This is a genomic window from Streptomyces sp. NPDC057697, from assembly GCF_042799335.1.
Taxonomy (GTDB): Bacteria; Actinomycetota; Actinomycetes; order Streptomycetales; family Streptomycetaceae; genus Streptomyces.
This window is the reverse complement of record NZ_JBHVJA010000015.1, coordinates 31,093-47,708: the sequence shown is the minus strand read 5'-3', so window position 1 is coordinate 47,708 and position 16,616 is coordinate 31,093. Positions and strand designations below refer to the sequence as shown.

The window sequence follows — 16,616 nt, the reverse complement described above, 5'->3', positions numbered from 1 at the left end:
CCCGTGGCGACGGGCGGCAACGCGGAAGACGTCCGGGGAGTTCATGGACGTGACACGGCGACGGAAGGCGCCGGAGCCGGAAAGCCCATGCACACGCGCACCGCGCGGTGCACGAGCACGGACAGGAGGAGCGCGGCCCACACGGAGGCGGTCCTGCGCGGCGGCGGCCGGTGGGAATCGGCTCCCGGCCGACGTACGGCGCGAGGGGAGCGATGCGACGGCGGATCAGCCACCGGCGGACCGGTGGCTAGCCTCTGTCGGACTCGGGGCTGGACATGATCGGCAAGGTACCAGCCCGGACCGCCCCGCCTCCACCCCCTTGCGTGGTCCCGCCCCGACACCCTTCCTCGCGGGGCGGGGGGTGCGCGGCGCGTGCGGCGGAGCACACGCGGGTGTACGCAGCGGGTCCAGCACTCGAACGACAGACCGCGCGCCCTGTGGTGCTGCGCACAGCGGGGATGCGACCCTGAGTGGTATGAACATCCCTTTCTTGGACAACTGGCGTAAGCGTCACGACGGAGTGCGGGGTGCGGGGCTCGCCGCCGCCGTCGCGGCCGACCCCGACGGCGTGGCCGAGCTCCTCGCCGAGTGCGAGCTGCTGCGTGTCCGAGTGGGACAGCGTGGGCTCGAACTCGACGACAGCCCGGCCTCGTTGGCCGCACTCGACCAGTTGCCGCCGCGCTGGCGCGACGACCCCGAGGAGCTGCCCTGGCTGGGCAACGACGCGGGGCTGTACCTCGGGACGGTCCTGGTGCGCAACGTCCCCGGCGCCGCCTGGAGCATCTGGCCCAGCGGGCGGCCCGTGGTGCGGCTCGCCTCCGGACGGGAGATCGACGTGGTCGAGGCAGGGCTGGACTGGGCGATGTCGGGCAGTCCCGAGCTCTCCCAGGTGTACTCGGAGTCGGCCGAGGGATAGTGATTGCACTACAACCGCATAAGAAGCCTTATGCACCATTTGTGCGTGTCGGGGACGAAGTCCCTTTTCGGGCTGGATAGTTTGCGCTGACCTCGGCACAGCGAACAGTGGGTAGGGCAGCGTATGGCAGTCGATCCGTTGATCGAGCTGCGGGACGTCAACAAGTACTACGGACAGTTGCACGTACTGCGGGACATCAATCTCACCGTCGGCCGCGGGGAGGTGGTGGTGATCATCGGCCCCTCCGGCTCCGGCAAATCGACCCTGTGCCGGACCATCAACCGGCTGGAGACGATCGAGTCCGGTCATATCTCGATCGACGGCAGACCCCTTCCGGAGGAGGGCAAGGGGCTGGCCCAGCTCCGGGCCGAAGTCGGCATGGTCTTCCAGTCGTTCAACCTGTTCGCGCACCGGACCGTGCTGGCCAATGTCTCGCTCGCCCAGCTCAAGGTCCGCAGACGGAAGAAGGACGAGGCGGACCGGCGCTCGCGTGAACTGCTGGAACGGGTCGGACTGGCCGCGCAGGCGGACAAGCTCCCCGCCCAGCTCTCCGGCGGCCAGCAGCAGCGCGTGGCCATCGCCCGCGCCCTGGCCATGGACCCCAAGGCGCTGCTCTTCGACGAGCCCACCTCGGCGCTCGACCCGGAGATGATCAACGAGGTGCTGGAGGTCATGCAGCAGCTCGCCCGGGACGGCATGACCATGGTGGTCGTCACCCACGAGATGGGCTTCGCCCGCTCCGCCGCCAACCGCGTGGTCTTCATGGCCGACGGCCGGATCGTCGAGGACCGCACCCCGGACGCCTTCTTCACCGCTCCGGAGAGCGACCGCGCCAAGGACTTCCTGTCCAAGATCCTCAAGCACTGACGGGGGGCTCCGCGTTGCGTACGAGAAGAGTTCTGACCGCCTGTGCCGGCCTCCTGCTGGCCGTGCTCGCCGCCGCCTGCGGCAGGGAGGGCAGCCCGCCGGTCAAGGGCCCGAAACCCGACCAGCTGCCGGTGTACGAGGTCGACACCGCCTTCCGGCTGCCCGCCTCGCCGACCTGGACGAAGGCGAGGAAGCGCGGCTACCTCCGGGTCGGCGCCAAGGAGGACCAGCCCTACCTGGGCGAGAAGGACCCGGCCACCGGCGTCTACTCCGGCTTCGACATCGAGATCGCCAAGATGATGTCCGCCTCGCTCGGCTTCGACCCGAAGACGATCCGGTTCAAGACCATCGCCTCCGCCAACCGCGAGACGGCGCTCCAGAACGGACAGATCGACTACTACGTCGGCACCTACACCATCAACGCCATGCGCAAGAAGCTCGTCGGATTCGCCGGCCCTTACTACATGGCCGGACAGGGCCTCCTCGTCCGCACCGACGAGCACGACATCCACGGGCCGCAGGACCTGGCCGGCAAGACGGTCTGCTCGGCCGCCGGGTCGACCCCGTACCAGCGCATCGCCACCGACTACCCGAAGGCGATCCTGGTCGCCTACGACACGTACTCGATCTGCGTCGACAACCTGCTGACCTACCAGGTCGACGCCGTCACCACCGACGACGCCATCCTGCTGGGCTTCGCGGCCAAGGCGCCCGAGGAGATGAAGGTCGTGGGCAAGCCGTTCTCCCAGGAGCCGTACGGCATCGGCGTCCCGCGCAGCGACAACGCCCTGCGGTTCGCGCTGAACGACGCCCTGGAGGCCAACGAGAAGAACGGCAACTGGAAGAAGGCGTTCGAGGCGACCCTCGGCCTCTCCGGGGTGCCCGCGCCGAAGCCCCCGCCCATCGACCGCTACCCGGCCACCTGAGAGGGCGGGCATCGACCATGGACGTACTCACCGACAATTTCTCGCTCTACGGCAAGGGCTTCCTGGGCACGGTCGAACTGACCGTCTACTCCTCGATCCTGGCCCTGCTCCTCGGCTTCCTCGTGGCCTCCTGCCGGGTGGCCCCCGTCGGCTCGCTGCGGGTGCTCGGCACGGTCTGGGTGACCGTGCTGCGCAACACCCCGCTGACCCTGCTCTTCTTCGCGGTCCTGCTCGGACTGCCCCGTTTCGGCCTGGTCCTTCCCTTCAAGGTCTTCGCGGTCCTGGCGCTCGGCTGCTACACCTCCGCGTTCATCTGCGAGGTGCTGCGCTCGGGCATCAACACCGTGCCGACGGGTCAGGGCGAGGCGGCCCGCAGCCTCGGCATGACGTTCGGCCAGACCCTGAACACCGTGGTGCTGCCCCAGGCGTTCCGGTCGGTCATCCCGCCGGTCGGCTCCACGCTCATCGCCCTCGCCAAGAACTCGGCGATCGCCGGGGCGTTCAGCGTCACGGAGCTGCTCGGCACCTACAAGACCCTCAACGAGCTGGGCTACAGCATCATCTGGACCTTCGTCTGGATCGCCGTCGGCTACCTGATCATCACCCTGTCCATCAGCGCGCTCTTCCATGTGCTGGAGAAGCGTTGGGGAGTCGCCCGATGACCACCCGCACCGCGGCCTCCGCCACCGCGCTCTACGACATCCCGGGCCCGGCGGCCCGCAGACGCCACCTCCTGTACGGGATCGTCTCGACGGTCCTGATCCTCGCCCTGCTCGGCTGGGTGGTCCATCTGCTCTTCGACACCGGCCAGTTCACCAGCGCCAAGTGGACCCCCTTCACCTACAAGGGCATCCAGGAACTGCTGCTGCGCGGACTGGGCAACACCCTCAAGGCGTTCGCGTACGCCGCGGTGCTCTCGCTCCTGCTCGGTGCCGTGCTCGCGGTCGGCCGGCTCTCCGACCACCGGGCCGTGCGCTGGACCGCGACCGTGCTGGTGGAGTTCTTCCGCGCCATGCCCGTACTGGTGATGATCTTCTTCGTCTTCGTGGCGCTGAAGGTGCAGCCGCTGCCCGCCCTGGTCACCGGACTGACCCTCTACAACGGCTCGGTGCTCGCCGAGGTGTTCCGCAGCGGGATCATCTCGGTGGAGCGCGGCCAGTCCGAGGCCGCGTACGCCCTGGGGCTGCGCAAGACGCAGGTCACCACCTTCGTGCTGGCGCCCCAGGCGGTGCGCGCCATGCTGCCCACGATCATCAGCCAGCTGGTCGTGGCGCTGAAGGACACCTCGCTCGGCTTTCTGATCACCTACGAGGAATTCCTGCACGCGGGCAAGCTCATCGCGTCCAACCTCGACTACGATCTTCCCTTCATCCCCGTGGTGATGGTGATCTCGCCGATCTACATCGGGATGTGCATGCTGCTCTCCTGGTTCGCGACCTGGGTGGCCAAGCGGGAACGGCGCAATCCGAAGATGAAGGCCGTGGAGATCGCACCGGCCGAACCAGGAACGCTGCTGCCGGGAGTGCAGTAGCCGGGGCCGCCGTGAGGCGTTCCCAGCGGAGCGGTGCCCGTCCGGCAGCAGCCGGTGATCACTCCTCGCGCAACGGCACGGACCCGCACGACGGGCCCGTGGCGGGTGAGGAGAAGGTCAGCTGCGAACCGGTCGGGTCGTGCTCGACGTACAACGGATCGACGGTGTCGATCACCAGGGTGAGGCGGTGGCCGGCCGGCACGTCGTAGGCGGTGGAGTACGACTCCGGGTCTGCGGGGAACGACCGACCGGCGTCCGCCCGTGAAGGTATAGGGGGCGTTGCTGATCAGCTTGCCCAGGCCGAGCGGCCCTTCGTCGTGGAGATGCGCGACGAAGGTGCCGCTCTTTCTCGTTCCCGGTGGCCGTGGCGCGGAGCCGCGCGGTGCCCGGACGGCAGCGGGCCGCGGCGTCCGGCGGGTGGGCGGTGCCGCCGTCGCCACCCGGGCCGATGTGCGCGGGGCTCCTTCGCGACGGGCCGTTACAGCGCGCTCTTCGCCTGCCAGTCGGACCACGACACGTTCCACGCCCCGTACCCGTTGCCCTCGGCCACCGTGCCCTTGGCGTCCGCGCCGGTGATCTCGAACGGGTCGCCCACCCGCACCTGCTCGTACAGGGAGGCGGCGTCGGAGTCGCTCATCCCGACACAGCCGGAGCTGTGGTTGGCCACCCCGAAGTAGGCCGCGTTCCACGGCGCCGCGTGGGCGTACATCCCCGACCAGGTCAGCCGCATCGAGGAGTCGACCATCTTGTCGTAGGCGTTGCCGAGGCCGACCGTCTCGGAGCGCATGTTGATCGTGCCCTCCTTGGCCATCAGCACGGCGGTGCCGCGCCAGGACGCCTTCTCGCCGCCGGGGGTACCGGCCGACATGGGCACGTCCATGACGGTCTTCCCGTCCCGCTTCAGCGCCAGCCGGTGGCGGTCGAGGTCGACCCCGACCCGCTGGTCGGCGCCGATGGTGAAGGCGGTCCGGTAGTCGCGTACGAACCAGCCGCCGGACGGGCCCGAGTCGATCCCGTCGAGATCGGCGTCGAGCGTGACCTTCGTACCGGACTTCCAGTACTCCTTGGGCCGCCAGTCGACGCGGTCCTTGCCGGAGTAGTCCCGCAGCCAGCCCCAGGAGCCCTCGGTGTGGTTCGAGGTGGAGACCTTCAGGGCCTTCTCGACCGCCGCCCTGTCCTTGACCGGGTTGTCGAAGACGATCGACAGCGGCTGGGCGACGCCGACCGTGGTGTTCTTGCCGGGGGCCAGCGTCAGCTTGTTGACCTTCTCGGCGGCGACGGTGGTGAAACCGGCCTTCGCGCTGCCGCCCTCGGTGTTCTTCGCCTCGACGCCGTACGTGGTGCCCGGCGCGGCCGGGCGGTCCGAGGTCCACGTCCTGCCGTCGGAGGATATCCGTCCGCCCAGCGCCCCGCCCCCCTTCGCGCTCACCGTGACCGACGCCAGCCTGCCGCTGTCGAGCGTCACCTCGACCGGCTTGCCCGCGGCGGCCCGTTCCCCCCTGAGGTTCACCGAGATCCGGGCGGCGGAGGCCGACGCGGCCGCGCCGCCCTTGCCCGCGTCCTTGCCGTCCGAGGCGGCGGCGCCGGAGCAGGCGGTGAGCAGGGAGCCGAGCACCGCGGTCCCGGCGATCAGGGTGAGCCGGACCGGGCGGCCGAGTGGAGCGGAGCGGCGTACGGACCGGCGTGCAGTGGTCAACGGAAAAACCTCCAAGGCATTGCTTCTCGTCGATGGAGAGGCGTTCATCCGACGATAGGTTCCACAAATCACCCGAAAACCGGGAAATGCCTTGTGTGACATGGACCGCAGCGCAACGGTCATCATTCGGTCATACAAACCGCTCGGATCTGTCGTGGAGCGCTGCGCGCATGCGCGCGGGGTATCCTCCGACCTCGACCCGACGACCGCCCTTCCGGGCGGCTCCACCGCAAGTCCGGAACCGGAGCCAGGTCGTCGGGAGACTCGGGGAGCGGGAGACATCGGTGGGCGAAGCCGCGGACATCGCGCCGCACCAGGAATCCGAGCCGTACCGGGTTCGCCCGTGACGGCCGCCGAAGCGGCCCCGACGACGGTCGCCGAGGACAAGCCCCGCTCCGTGCTGCGCAACGGCGCCGTCATGGCGGCCGGTTCGATCGTCTCCCGGGCGACCGGATTCCTGCGCTCGGCGGTCGTCGTCGCCGCACTCGGCACCGGGCTGCGGGCGGACGGGTACAACGTCGCCAACACCGTGCCCAACATCCTCTACATCCTGCTCATCGGAGGCGCGCTCAACGCCGTCTTCGTCCCCGAGCTGGTGCGGGCGGCGAAGAACCACGCCGACGGCGGAGCCGCGTACACCGACCGCCTCCTCACCGTCTGCGCCCTCGGCCTGCTCGCCCTCACCGGTGTCGCGGTCCTCGCCGCCCCCTGGATCGTCTCGGTCTACGCCCCCGGCTACGACGGGGCACAGGCGGAGATGACGGTGGCCCTGGCCCGCTACTGCCTGCCGCAGATCCTCTTCTACGGACTGTTCACCGTCCTCGGGCAAGTGCTGAACGCCCGGGGCCGGTTCGGCGCGATGATGTGGGCCCCGGTCCTCAACAACGTGGTGATCATCGCCGTGTTCGGGATCTACCTGGGCATCGCGGTGACCTCCGACGGCACCCTCACCCCGGCACAGGCCCAGTGGCTGGGCTGGGGCACGACGGCCGGGATCGTGGTCCAGACGCTTGCCCTGGCGCCCGCGCTGCGCGCCGCGGCGTTCCGCTGGCGGCCCCGCTTCGACTGGCGGGGCAGCGGCCTCACCCGGCCGCTGCGCGCCGCGGGCTGGCTGGTCGCCCTCGTGCTGACCAACCAGATCGCCTACTGGGTGGTGACCCGGCTCTCCACCACCATCGGCCAACGCGCCGAGGACCTGGGCTCGGCGGGCGGCGCGGGCTACACCGCGTACAGCTACGCCTATCAGCTGTGGGTGGTGCCGCACGGCATCGTGACCGTCTCGCTCGTCACCGCCCTGATGCCCCGGATGAGCCGGGCGGCGGCCGACGACGACCTGCCGGGCCTGCGGCGCGACGTCTCGTACGCCCTGCGCACCTCGGCCGCCGCCGTGGTGCCCGCGGTGGCCCTGCTGTTCGCGCTGGCCCCCTGGGTGATGGGAGCGGTGTACGGGTACGGACGCACCGACGACGCGGACATCGCCGTGATGGCGGGCATGACGATGGCCTTCGCGCCCGGACTCGTCGCCTACTCGGGACAGTACGTGCTGTCCCGGGCCTTCTACGCGATGGGCGACACCCGTACGCCGTTCCTCCTCAACCTGATGATCGCGGCGCTCAACGCCGGGCTCTCGGTCGCCGCGTACCTCCTGCTGCCGGTCCGCTGGGCCGTGACGGGGATGGCCGGCGCCTACACCGTCGCGTTGTTCGCCGGTTTCGTGGCCACCGGGCACGTGCTGCACCGCAGGCTGGGGCGCGGGGAGGCGGCCGGGACCGCCCGGACCCCGCTGCTGCGCTCGCGCGCGCTGTGGGCGCAGCTCCGGCTGATCGCGGCCGCCGTGCCCGCCGGGCTGTCGGCGTACCTGGCCGCCCGTGCCTGCGCCGGGTCCGGGGACTTCGCGGCGGTGGGCGCGGGCACCCTCGTGCTGCTGCTCGTCGTGGCGCTGCTGGCACGGCCGCTGGGGCTGCGGGAGATCGACGCCGCGATCGCGGCGTGCCGCGGACGGCTGCGGCGGGCATGACCCGCCGGGCACTTCCGCTTCGCCCACCGGTTCGAATCCGCGTCGTGCGCGCTGGGATACTGCTGCCATGCCTCGCGTGCTCCTGATCGAAGACGACCCCTCCGTGCGCCAGGGGGTCGAACTGGGGCTGCGCCGGCGCGGCCACGAACTGCGCGCCGTGGGGAGCGGCGAGGCGGGGCTGGCCGCGCTGGGGGAGTTCCGGCCCGATCTGGTCCTGCTCGACCTGATGCTCCCGGAGATGAACGGCGTCCAGGTGTGCCGCCGGATACGGGAGTCCAGCCAGCTGCCGATCATCATGCTCACGGCCCGCGGCGACGACTTCGACGTGGTCGTCGGGCTGGAGGCGGGCGCCGACGACTACATCGTCAAGCCGGCCCGTACCGAAGTGATCGAGGCCCGGATCCGGGCCGTACTGCGCAGGCTCTCCGGCCCCGCCGGGCGCGGCGGCACCGAAATCCACGGCGAACTGGCCGTCGACCGCGCCGGGCTCTCGGTCGCCAAGGCCGGGCGGCGCGTCCCGCTGGCCCCCTCCGAGCTGAAGCTCCTGCTCCACCTGTCGGCCGCGCCCGAGCAGGTCTTCAGCAGACAGCACCTCCTCGAACACGTCTGGGAGCACAGCTACCACGGGGACGCGCGGCTGGTCGACGCGTGCGTGCGGCGGCTGAGGCAGAAGATCGAGGACGTGGCGGGCAGCCCGCGGTACATCCAGACCGTGCGCGGCTTCGGATACCGCTTCGGACCGCTCGGATGAGAACCCCCGCCGTCCGCTTCGGACTGCGCACCCGCCTCGTCGGCGCCTTCCTCCTGGTCGCGGCGATCAGCGCCGCCACCACCGCTGCCCTCACCTACCGCGAGGCCCGCTCCGCCATCCTCAAGCAGGCCCAGGACACGGCCGTCGACCAGTTCCGCGACCGGATCGGCGCACAGGCCGTGACCCTGCCGATGGACGAGGAACAGCTGCGGCGCGTCTGCCGGGGCCTGGCCAGGGAGGGCAAACCGCACCCCTGGACCGTCTTCGCCGAGTACGGCACGGTCCGGGTCTCCTCCTCGGACCGGCCCGCCCCCGGGATCATCACCCCCGGACTGCGGGCCGCGGCCCGGGGCGGTGCCCACGGCGCCTTCCAGCGGGTCGTCGAGGACGGCACGCCCTGGCTGACCGTCGGCATGCCCGCCCATGTCGACCGGGGCGACGGGGGACAGCCCACCGGGCTCGTCCTCTACGCCGCGATGCCGCTCTCCACCGAGGAGGCCAATGTCGAGGCCATGGTGACCGCCGCCCGCGACGGCGCCCTGCCCGCCCTCCTGATCGCGCTGGTGCCCGCGCTGCTCGCGGCCCGCAGCGTCCTGCGCCCGGTGCGCGACCTCCGCCGGGCCGCCACGGGCATCGGCCGGGGCGAACTCGACACCAGGATCGAGGTCCGGGGCTCCGACGAACTCGCCGGACTCGCCCGGACGTTCAACGAGTCGTCGACCAAACTCCAGGAGTCCGTGGCGGAACTCAGACGCGCGGAGACCCGGGCCAGGCGCTTCGCCTCCGACGTCTCGCACGAACTGCGCACCCCGCTCGCCGGAATGCTCGCCGTCACCGAGGTGCTCGACGAGGACGCGGCCCGGCTGCCCGCCGACACCGCGGCCGCCGTCCGGCTGATCAGCACCGAGACGGACCGGCTCGCCGCGCTGGTCGAGGACCTGATGGAGATCTCCCGCTTCGACGCGAAGGCCGCGGACCTCCACCTCGACGAGGTCGACGTCGCCGAAGCCGTCCGCAAGACCCTGGAGAACCGGCACTGGCAGGACCGGATCCGTATGGAACTCACCGACGGCATAAGGGCGCTGCTCGATCCCCGCCGCTTCGACGTCATCGTCGCCAACCTCGTCGGAAACGCCCTGCGGCACGGCGCCGAGCCCGTCACGGTACGACTGCGCGCCGAGCGCGGGGGTACGGCGGACCGGCCGGTTGGCCGAGGTCGCGGACAGCGGTCCGGGCATCGACCCCGCCGTGCTGCCCCATGTCTTCGACCGGTTCTACAAGGCCGACGCGGCCCGCACCCGTTCGGCCGGCAGCGGACTCGGGCTGGCGATCACCCAGGAGAACGTACGGCTGCACGGCGGCACCGTGCGCGCCGCGAACGGCCCCGGGGGCGGCGCCCTCTTCACGGTGGAGATCCCACTGCTGCCGCCGTCGGGACCGGCGCGGGAACAGCCGTCGGCGGGGTCATGAGGGCCGGACGCGTCCTCGGCGCCCTGCTGCCCCTCGCGCTGCTGGCGACCGGGTGCGGGATCCGGGCCACGGACGTCGTCGAGGTCGGTGACCCGGCGTTCGTCGACGTGGCACCGGGACGCGAGCAGAGCACACTGCTCTACTTCGTCTCCTCGTCCTCCGCGAACCGGCTGATGCCCGTGGTACGGCCCAACGAGGTGCCGTGGGAGGGTGGTTCGCGACTGGCGCCACCGGAATCCGGCCAGGCGCTCGTCCTGCTCTTCGAGGGGCCGAACAAGAACGAGGTGGCGACCGGGCTGCGAACCGAACTCCCCTACGTCCGGGCGAAGGTGCACATCGAGCTGGGCCCGACCGGCGTCCGGGTCCGGGTGAACGCACCGGTCACCGGGCTCTCCGGAACCGCCCGTCGGCAGCTGATCTGCACCGCGGCCCAGGCCCGCACCGCGGACCGGGGCGAGGCGGTGACGGTGACCGGCACCGACGGTGTCATCGGGCCCGCCCGCTGCTCCGTGTGATCCGCGCGCAGACCGGGCCCGTCCCTCGGGCGGACCCGGGCCGGGGTGAGCCGGTCGGGCAGCGGGGTTCTCCCAGGGCCGGCGGAGGTCGGCGGCCGTCGTCCGGGCGAGCCGCAGCCGGGTGTGGGCGACGATCACCGGTCCTGGAGGACCATGGCCACACGGGCGGCGCATCCCGGTCCTTCGACGGGTGTTCCACCTTCCATCGCGTCAGCGTGCCCTCGACCAGGGGTAGTTCACCATCGTGGTCGAGCCGGAAGGATCGGGGGGTGAGCCTTGGACGGACCCGGCCCCACGCCCGGGTCTCGGCCTTGCCCTGGTCGGTGACCGTGGTGATCGCGGGCCCAGGCCAGGTCTCCGGCCTGGTGAACCGGAACTCTGGTCCGTCGGAACGCCTGTGCTTCGGGCTCCGACCCGGTCCTCAGGTACCGGCCCCGGATCCGGGCCTTGCGATAGGGGCCGTTCCCGTCGCTGTCGTACTGCGGAGTGTCGAAGGTGACCCAGTACAGCAGCTCGCCATCGAGCGCCTGGGCATGTTCGTCGGGTTCGGGTGCACCCATGGCATCGACCGTTCCGGCGAACTCGGCCTGCCAGGGACCATCCCAGTCCAGGGCACGAACAACCACGACCCGGCTACCCGGTCCCAGCGCACCCGTCGGCCATGTCTGGTTCAACGAACGACCGAGGATGTGCTCTACCGCCTGACGGTCGTCTACGTCCACAGGAACAGGGCCGGAACTGTCTCTCATACCGCCCACTCTGCCCGCACCACTTCAGGAGCGCCAGACGATAGAGAACAAGCCGAGGGCTGTTCCGACAACGCGGCGAGGTGCCGTAGCCGTCGTCGCGCGCCCGCCAGGAATCACGGAGAGCCCTCAGGCGCCCGGAGCCGGTACGGGGGTCTGCGCGGCGCGGGTCACATCGGCGACGAGCTCCACCACATCGGGCCCGTACGCCTGCGAGTTGACCACCTTCAGCAGCAGGCAGAAGGTGTCGTTGCCGTGCTTGCGGGCCAGTTTCTCGTGGTTGCGGGCCAGATAGCGGGAGGCCGCCTGATTGGTGATCGCCTGCTGCCCGCAGAACAGGAAGACCGGCCGGGCCTCCTGACCCGCCGTCACCCGGGCCAGTACCACGTACTCCGCGACGCCCTTCTCGACCCGGTAGCGCTCCGCACCGATCTGGAAGGCGTTGCGCTCCGGACCGGGTTCGGGGTCGGTGTTGATCCTCACCCCGGGCAGCAGCGATTGCAGATGGGCGGCCATCCGCCGATTGGAGACCGGCCCGCCCACACAGAACTCGGTGCGTTCGCCGAAGCCCTGCCGCACCATGTCGTGGGAGAGGATCTGCGCGTGGGCCGAACAGTCCTTGACGAGCGCGGAGAGCTCCAGCAGGGCGAAGACGTCGTGGCGGTGGACCGAACCGTCGCCGCCCGCGTCGCGGTTGACGACGAGCAGGCACTCCGCGTTGTCCGGCAGACCGAAGAACGCCTGCTTGCGCCGGAGCCTGCGGCGCCAGAGATGGGTACGGGCGATCCAGCCCAGCGAGGCGCTGACGCCGGCGGCTATCACGCCCAGCACGATGTTGCGTACGTCGTCCGTCATGGGCGGGGATGCTAGCGGGCGTACGCACCCGGCCGCACGGCGGTCCTGACGGAGTGGGCGGCTCGGCGCTACCCTGCGCGGACGATCCTGCACTTGGAGGTGCGCATGAGACGTTCCGTCGCGCGGAGTGTGTCGTTGTCGGCCGTTCTCGCCGCTGTCGTCACGATCGGGGCGGCCGCCCCGTCCTCGTCCGCGCCACCGTCCGCGGAGCCACCCAAGTCGCCCGTCGCGGTGGGGTACGGAGGGGTGGTGTCCAGTGTCGACGCGGATGCCTCGGCCGCCGGTATCGAGGTGCTCCGCAAGGGCGGCAACGCGGTGGACGCGGCCGTGGCGACCGCGGCCGCCCTCGGGGTGACCGAGCCCTACTCCGCGGGCCTCGGCGGAGGCGGCTACTTCGTCTACTACGACGCCCGGCGGCACACCGTGGAGACCATCGACGGCCGGGAGACGGCGCCGCGCGGAGCGGACTCCTCACTGTTCCTGGAGAACGGCAAACCGCTCGCCTTCGACGACGCCGTGACCAGCGGACTGGCCGTGGGCACCCCGGGCACCCCGGCCACCTGGGACACCGCACTCGACACCTGGGGCAGCAAGTCGCTGCGGCAGGTGCTGAAACCGGCCGAGCGCCTGGCCGCCGACGGATTCGTCGTCGACAGCACGTTCCGTTCGCAGACCGAGGGCAATCAGGCCAGGTTCGCCGACTTCCCGGCGACCAGGAAGATCTTCCTGCCCGGCGGCCGGCTGCCGGTGGTCGGATCGGTGTTCAAGAACCCCGACCTGGCGCGTACCTACGAGGAGGTGGGCCGCAAGGGCGTCCGTGAGCTGTACCGGGGCAAGCTGGCCGACGACATCGTACGGACCGTCCGCAACCCGCCCGTCGACCCGAAGTCCACCCGGGTGGTGCGGCCCGGGAGCCTCACCACGAAGGACCTGCGGTCGTACCGGGCACTGCGGCAGGCGCCGACGAGGACCGGCTACCGAGGTCTCGACGTGTACGGCATGGCACCCTCCTCGTCCGGCGGCACCAGCGTCGGCGAGGCGCTCAACATCCTGGAGTCCACGGACCTCTCGAAGGCGAGCGAGGCACGGTATCTGCACCGCTACATCGAGGCGAGCCGGATCGCGTTCGCGGACCGCGGGCGCTGGGTGGGCGACCCGGCGTTCGAGGACGTGCCGACGCGGCAGCTGCTCAGTCAGCGGTTCGCCGACGCGCGGGCGTGCCTGATCAAGGACGACGCGGTGCTGACCAGCCCGCTCGCACCGGGCGACCCGAGGCACCCGGAGAAGTGCGGGGCCGGCGGGAAGGCCGCCCCGACCACGTACGAGGGGGAGAACACCACCCATCTCACCGTGGCCGACAAGTGGGGCAATGTCGTCGCCTACACCCTGACGATCGAGCAGACCGGCGGCAGCGGCATCACCGTGCCGGGGCGCGGCTTCCTGCTCAACAACGAGCTCACGGACTTCTCGTTCGCGCCCGCCGATCCGGCGGTCCACGACCCGAACCTGCCCGGTCCGGGCAAGCGTCCGCGCTCGTCGATCTCGCCGACGATCGTGCTGAAGCACGGAGAGCCGGTGCTGGCCCTGGGGTCGCCCGGTGGCGCCACGATCATCACCACGGTGCTCCAGTCGCTCATCGGCGCGGTCGACCGGGGGCTCCCCCTGGTCGACGCCATCGCCGCGCCGCGCGCCAGCCAGCGCAACGCGGCGACGACGGAGCTCGAACCGGCGCTGTGGAACAGCCCGCTGCGGTCGCAACTGGAGTCCCTGGGGCATGCCTTCAAGCTGAACCCCGAGATCGGGGCGGCCACGGGTGTGCAGCGCCTGCCGGACGGGCGGTGGCTGGCGGCAGCGGAGAAGGTGCGCCGGGGCGGCGGATCGGCCATGGTCGTGAGGCCGAGCGGACGCCCGTGACGGCGGTCGGCCGTACGGCGGACCTGAGTTGACAGAACATCAATTCCGTTCACCACGGGGCCGGTTGCTTGCCGCATCGGGCAAGCGGTCGGCCCCGTGGTCTTGACGGGGGAGGCTGCCGGGGGACATGTTGTGCGCGTCGGTAAGGAAAGTTTCCTAATGGAAGGGCACCCCCACTGTGCGTACTCGAACGCTCGCCCTCGCTGCCGCCTCCGGCGCCGCCCTGCTCGCCGCCGCCACCCTGACCCCGGCGGCCCACGCCGACCCGGCCCGGGGTGCGGACCGGACCGGATCGGAGCTCAGGGAGGGTTCCGTCAGCGCGGCCGACCTGCTGGCCAAGGTCACCTCGTGCTCCCAGATCTCGAACGGCAAGTACCGTACGGACGAGGAGACTTCGGCGACCGTCCCGGTCTGCGGCAAGAACGGCGCCGTGTTCTGGAAGGCCGACATGGACATCGACTGCGACGGAGAGATCACCGCCGCCTGCAACGAGGACACCGACCCGTGGTTCCAGAACGACACGGCGTTCCCCACCTCGGCCGGAAAGCCGCTCAACGCGGAGAAGCTGCCGTACGTCGTCGTGCCCAGCGCCAGCAGCATCTGGAACTACGCCGATGCCGGTATCAAGGGCGGCGGTGTGGTCGCCGTCATCTACAACAACAAGGTCGAGTACGCGGTCGTCGGTGACACCGGCCCCAACAAGATCATCGGTGAGGCCTCGTACGCCACCGCCAAGGCCCTCGGCATCGACCCGGACCCGGAGACCGGTGGCGCGGACTCCGGCGTCACCTACATCCTGTTCAAGAACTCCAAGGTGTCACCGATCGAGAGCCACAGCGCCGCCGTCACCGCGGGCGACGCCCTCGCCAAGCAGTTCATCCAGAACAACTAGAGCGAGGTCGGCGGATCGGACGGGCCCGGGGCGTCACAGCGCGGTGAGGATGCGCGGGCCGTCGTCGGTGATCGCCACCGTGTGCTCGGCGTGCGCGGCGCGACTGCCGTCGGACGTGCGCAGCGTCCAGCCGTCCCGGTCCGGGTGGAAGGCGTCCGCGCCGCTGCCGATCAGCATCGGCTCGATCGCCAGCACCATGCCGTGCCGCAACGACATGCCGCGACCCGGTCGTCCCTCGTTGGGGACGGCCGGGTCCTCGTGCATCGACCGGCCGATGCCATGGCCGCCGAACCCCTCCGGGATGCCGTACCCCGCGCCGCGGCAGACCGAGCCGATGGCATGGGCGATGTCGCCGATCCGGTTGCCGACGACCGCCGCCGCGATGCCCGCCTCCAGTGCCTCGAAGGCCGTCTCGACGAGCCGGGTGTCGGCGGGCCGGGCCCGGCCGACGATGAAGCTGATCGCCGAGTCACCGGCCCAGCCGCCCAGCGTCGCGCCCGCGTCGATGCTCACCAGATCGCCGTCGCGCAGCCGCTGGGCGGTCGGGATGCCGTGCACGATGGCGTCGTTGACCGATGCGCAGATCACGGCGGGGAAGGGGGTGGGCGCGAAATGCGGCCGGTAGTTCAGGAACGGCGAGCCGGCGCCCGCCTCCCGCAGGACCCCGCGGGCCACTTCGTCCAGTTCGAGCAGGGAGACGCCGACCGCCGCCGCTTCCCGTACGGCGGTCAGCAGCTGCGCCACGACCCGGCCGGTCTCGCGCATGGCTTCGATGGATGTGTCTGTCTTGAGTTGCACCATGCCAATTACTATACCGGTCCGAGCGGTATTAGAATGACGGCATGGTACGAACGCCCCTGACCCCGGAAGAGCGCCGTCGCGGCGAACGCCTCGGAGTGCTGCTGCGCGAGGCGCGCGGCGGGCGCAGCATGGTCGAGATCGCGGCGAGCGCCGGAATCTCCGCCGAGACGCTGCGCAAGATCGAGACGGGCCGCGCCCCCACCCCCGCCTTCTTCACCGTCGCGGCACTGGCCGGGGCGCTCGGACTCTCGATGGACGAGATCCTCGCCCGCTGTGCCCCGGAGCCGGACGTGGTGCCGCTGGCCGGGTAGGTGGTGCGGTGCGGTGCGGTGGCACGCCGCTTTCCGGTCGCGGTATGTGGGGGAGTCGCTGTTCCAGGACCTGGCGGCCGTGTCCGGTGCGGCGTCCGCGCGGCGCCGACGGTGGCGGCCGGCGCCGGTGCGCCGTGAGGTGTGACGTGGTGGCGCATGGCGTGGGGGAGGCGTGAACGTGGTGGCGCGTGACATGGGGGGAGGTGTGACGTGGTGATCGGAGGCTTTCGGTGGGGCCGTGGCGTCCGTGCCCCGTGCCGACCGACCCCGTACCTTGCGCCGGCCGCGAGCGGTGCCCCGGGGGCGGGCCACGAGCACCGCCCGACGAGCAGCGGAGCGGACCGGGGCCCGCTCGCTCATGGCGACCCGCGCCCCGTACCCCCGGTACCCCCGTGCCCCCCTGTACCC

Annotated in this window: 14 protein-coding genes and 3 pseudogenes; 12 read left to right on the top strand and 5 right to left on the bottom strand. The window is 71.0% G+C overall.

Annotated elements, in window-relative coordinates; all coding sequences use genetic code 11:
• The first annotated feature begins 475 nt into the window (after positions 1–475).
• The 5 genes from ACFVFH_RS30500 to ACFVFH_RS30480 all read left to right on the top strand — a co-directional run bounded on the left by ACFVFH_RS30500 (position 476) and on the right by ACFVFH_RS30480 (position 4,240).
• Positions 476–916, top strand: a complete 441-nt coding sequence (locus ACFVFH_RS30500; RefSeq protein ID WP_383774509.1) for a DUF6278 family protein — start codon at positions 476–478, stop codon at positions 914–916.
• 123 nt (positions 917–1,039) lie between these two features.
• Positions 1,040–1,783 carry an amino acid ABC transporter ATP-binding protein gene (locus ACFVFH_RS30495; RefSeq protein ID WP_383774507.1) on the top strand — a complete coding sequence of 248 codons (744 nt, stop codon included), beginning with the start codon at positions 1,040–1,042 and terminating at the stop codon, positions 1,781–1,783.
• Between the two features lie 14 nt (positions 1,784–1,797).
• Positions 1,798–2,709, top strand: coding sequence for a glutamate ABC transporter substrate-binding protein (locus ACFVFH_RS30490; protein ID WP_383774505.1), 912 nt, complete (start codon positions 1,798–1,800; stop codon positions 2,707–2,709).
• Positions 2,710–2,726: 17 nt separating this feature from the next.
• Complete coding sequence (locus ACFVFH_RS30485) at positions 2,727–3,371, top strand: amino acid ABC transporter permease (RefSeq protein ID WP_383774503.1); 645 nt, start codon at positions 2,727–2,729, stop codon at positions 3,369–3,371.
• Positions 3,368–4,240 carry an amino acid ABC transporter permease gene (locus ACFVFH_RS30480; protein ID WP_383774501.1) on the top strand — a complete coding sequence of 291 codons (873 nt, stop codon included), beginning with the start codon at positions 3,368–3,370 and terminating at the stop codon, positions 4,238–4,240. Before ACFVFH_RS30485 ends, ACFVFH_RS30480 begins: the two co-directional genes overlap by 4 nt.
• 58 nt (positions 4,241–4,298) lie before the next feature.
• Here ACFVFH_RS30480 and ACFVFH_RS30475 read toward each other — a convergent pair.
• A pseudogene (locus tag ACFVFH_RS30475) lies at positions 4,299–4,627 on the bottom strand (CocE/NonD family hydrolase C-terminal non-catalytic domain-containing protein); the annotation flags it as partial.
• Between the two features lie 91 nt (positions 4,628–4,718).
• Positions 4,719–5,936 carry an Ig-like domain-containing protein gene (locus ACFVFH_RS30470; RefSeq protein ID WP_383774499.1) on the bottom strand — a complete coding sequence of 406 codons (1,218 nt, stop codon included), beginning with the start codon at positions 5,934–5,936 and terminating at the stop codon, positions 4,719–4,721.
• A 343-nt stretch (positions 5,937–6,279) separates the two neighbouring features.
• On the opposite strand from ACFVFH_RS30470, the gene murJ reads away from it, so the two are divergent.
• The 4 genes and pseudogenes from murJ (at position 6,280) to ACFVFH_RS30450 (ending at position 10,689) form a co-directional block, all read left to right on the top strand.
• Positions 6,280–7,953 (top strand): murein biosynthesis integral membrane protein MurJ, encoded by a 1,674-nt coding sequence (murJ, locus tag ACFVFH_RS30465; RefSeq protein WP_383774497.1) that lies wholly within the window; start codon positions 6,280–6,282, stop codon positions 7,951–7,953.
• A gap of 67 nt (positions 7,954–8,020) precedes the next feature.
• Positions 8,021–8,704 carry a response regulator gene (locus tag ACFVFH_RS30460; protein WP_383774495.1) on the top strand — a complete coding sequence of 228 codons (684 nt, stop codon included), beginning with the start codon at positions 8,021–8,023 and terminating at the stop codon, positions 8,702–8,704.
• Positions 8,701–10,174: pseudogene (locus tag ACFVFH_RS30455) on the top strand (sensor histidine kinase). The gene ACFVFH_RS30460 and the pseudogene ACFVFH_RS30455 overlap by 4 nt, the downstream one beginning before the upstream one ends.
• On the top strand, positions 10,171–10,689 hold the full coding sequence (locus tag ACFVFH_RS30450; protein ID WP_383774493.1) for a hypothetical protein: 519 nt from the start codon (positions 10,171–10,173) through the stop codon (positions 10,687–10,689). Before ACFVFH_RS30455 ends, ACFVFH_RS30450 begins: the two are co-directional and overlap by 4 nt.
• Before the next feature lie 29 nt (positions 10,690–10,718).
• On the opposite strand, the pseudogene ACFVFH_RS30445 reads toward ACFVFH_RS30450, so the two are convergent.
• Together ACFVFH_RS30445 and ACFVFH_RS30440 are read right to left on the bottom strand one after the other, a co-directional pair.
• Positions 10,719–11,104: pseudogene (locus ACFVFH_RS30445) on the bottom strand (transposase); the annotation flags it as partial.
• A 460-nt stretch (positions 11,105–11,564) separates the two neighbouring features.
• Entirely contained in the window at positions 11,565–12,290 is a 726-nt protein-coding gene (locus ACFVFH_RS30440) for a hypothetical protein (RefSeq protein ID WP_383774491.1), read from the bottom strand.
• Positions 12,291–12,395: 105 nt separating this feature from the next.
• Here ACFVFH_RS30440 and ggt point away from each other — a divergent pair, with 105 nt between their 5' ends.
• The gene (gene ggt, locus ACFVFH_RS30435) at positions 12,396–14,204 is read left to right on the top strand and encodes a gamma-glutamyltransferase (protein WP_383774489.1); all 1,809 of its coding nucleotides are present in this window, start codon (positions 12,396–12,398) and stop codon (positions 14,202–14,204) included.
• A gap of 178 nt (positions 14,205–14,382) precedes the next feature.
• Positions 14,383–15,096 (top strand): glycoside hydrolase family 75 protein, encoded by a 714-nt coding sequence (locus ACFVFH_RS30430; RefSeq protein ID WP_383774487.1) that lies wholly within the window; start codon positions 14,383–14,385, stop codon positions 15,094–15,096.
• 33 nt (positions 15,097–15,129) lie between these two features.
• Here the strand turns inward: ACFVFH_RS30430 and map are convergent, their stop codons facing one another.
• Positions 15,130–15,897 (bottom strand): type I methionyl aminopeptidase, encoded by a 768-nt coding sequence (gene map, locus ACFVFH_RS30425; RefSeq protein ID WP_383774485.1) that lies wholly within the window; start codon positions 15,895–15,897, stop codon positions 15,130–15,132.
• 41 nt (positions 15,898–15,938) lie between these two features.
• On the opposite strand from map, the gene ACFVFH_RS30420 reads away from it, so the two are divergent.
• Positions 15,939–16,208 (top strand): helix-turn-helix domain-containing protein, encoded by a 270-nt coding sequence (locus tag ACFVFH_RS30420; RefSeq protein WP_266429042.1) that lies wholly within the window; start codon positions 15,939–15,941, stop codon positions 16,206–16,208.
• Positions 16,209–16,616 lie beyond the last annotated feature (408 nt).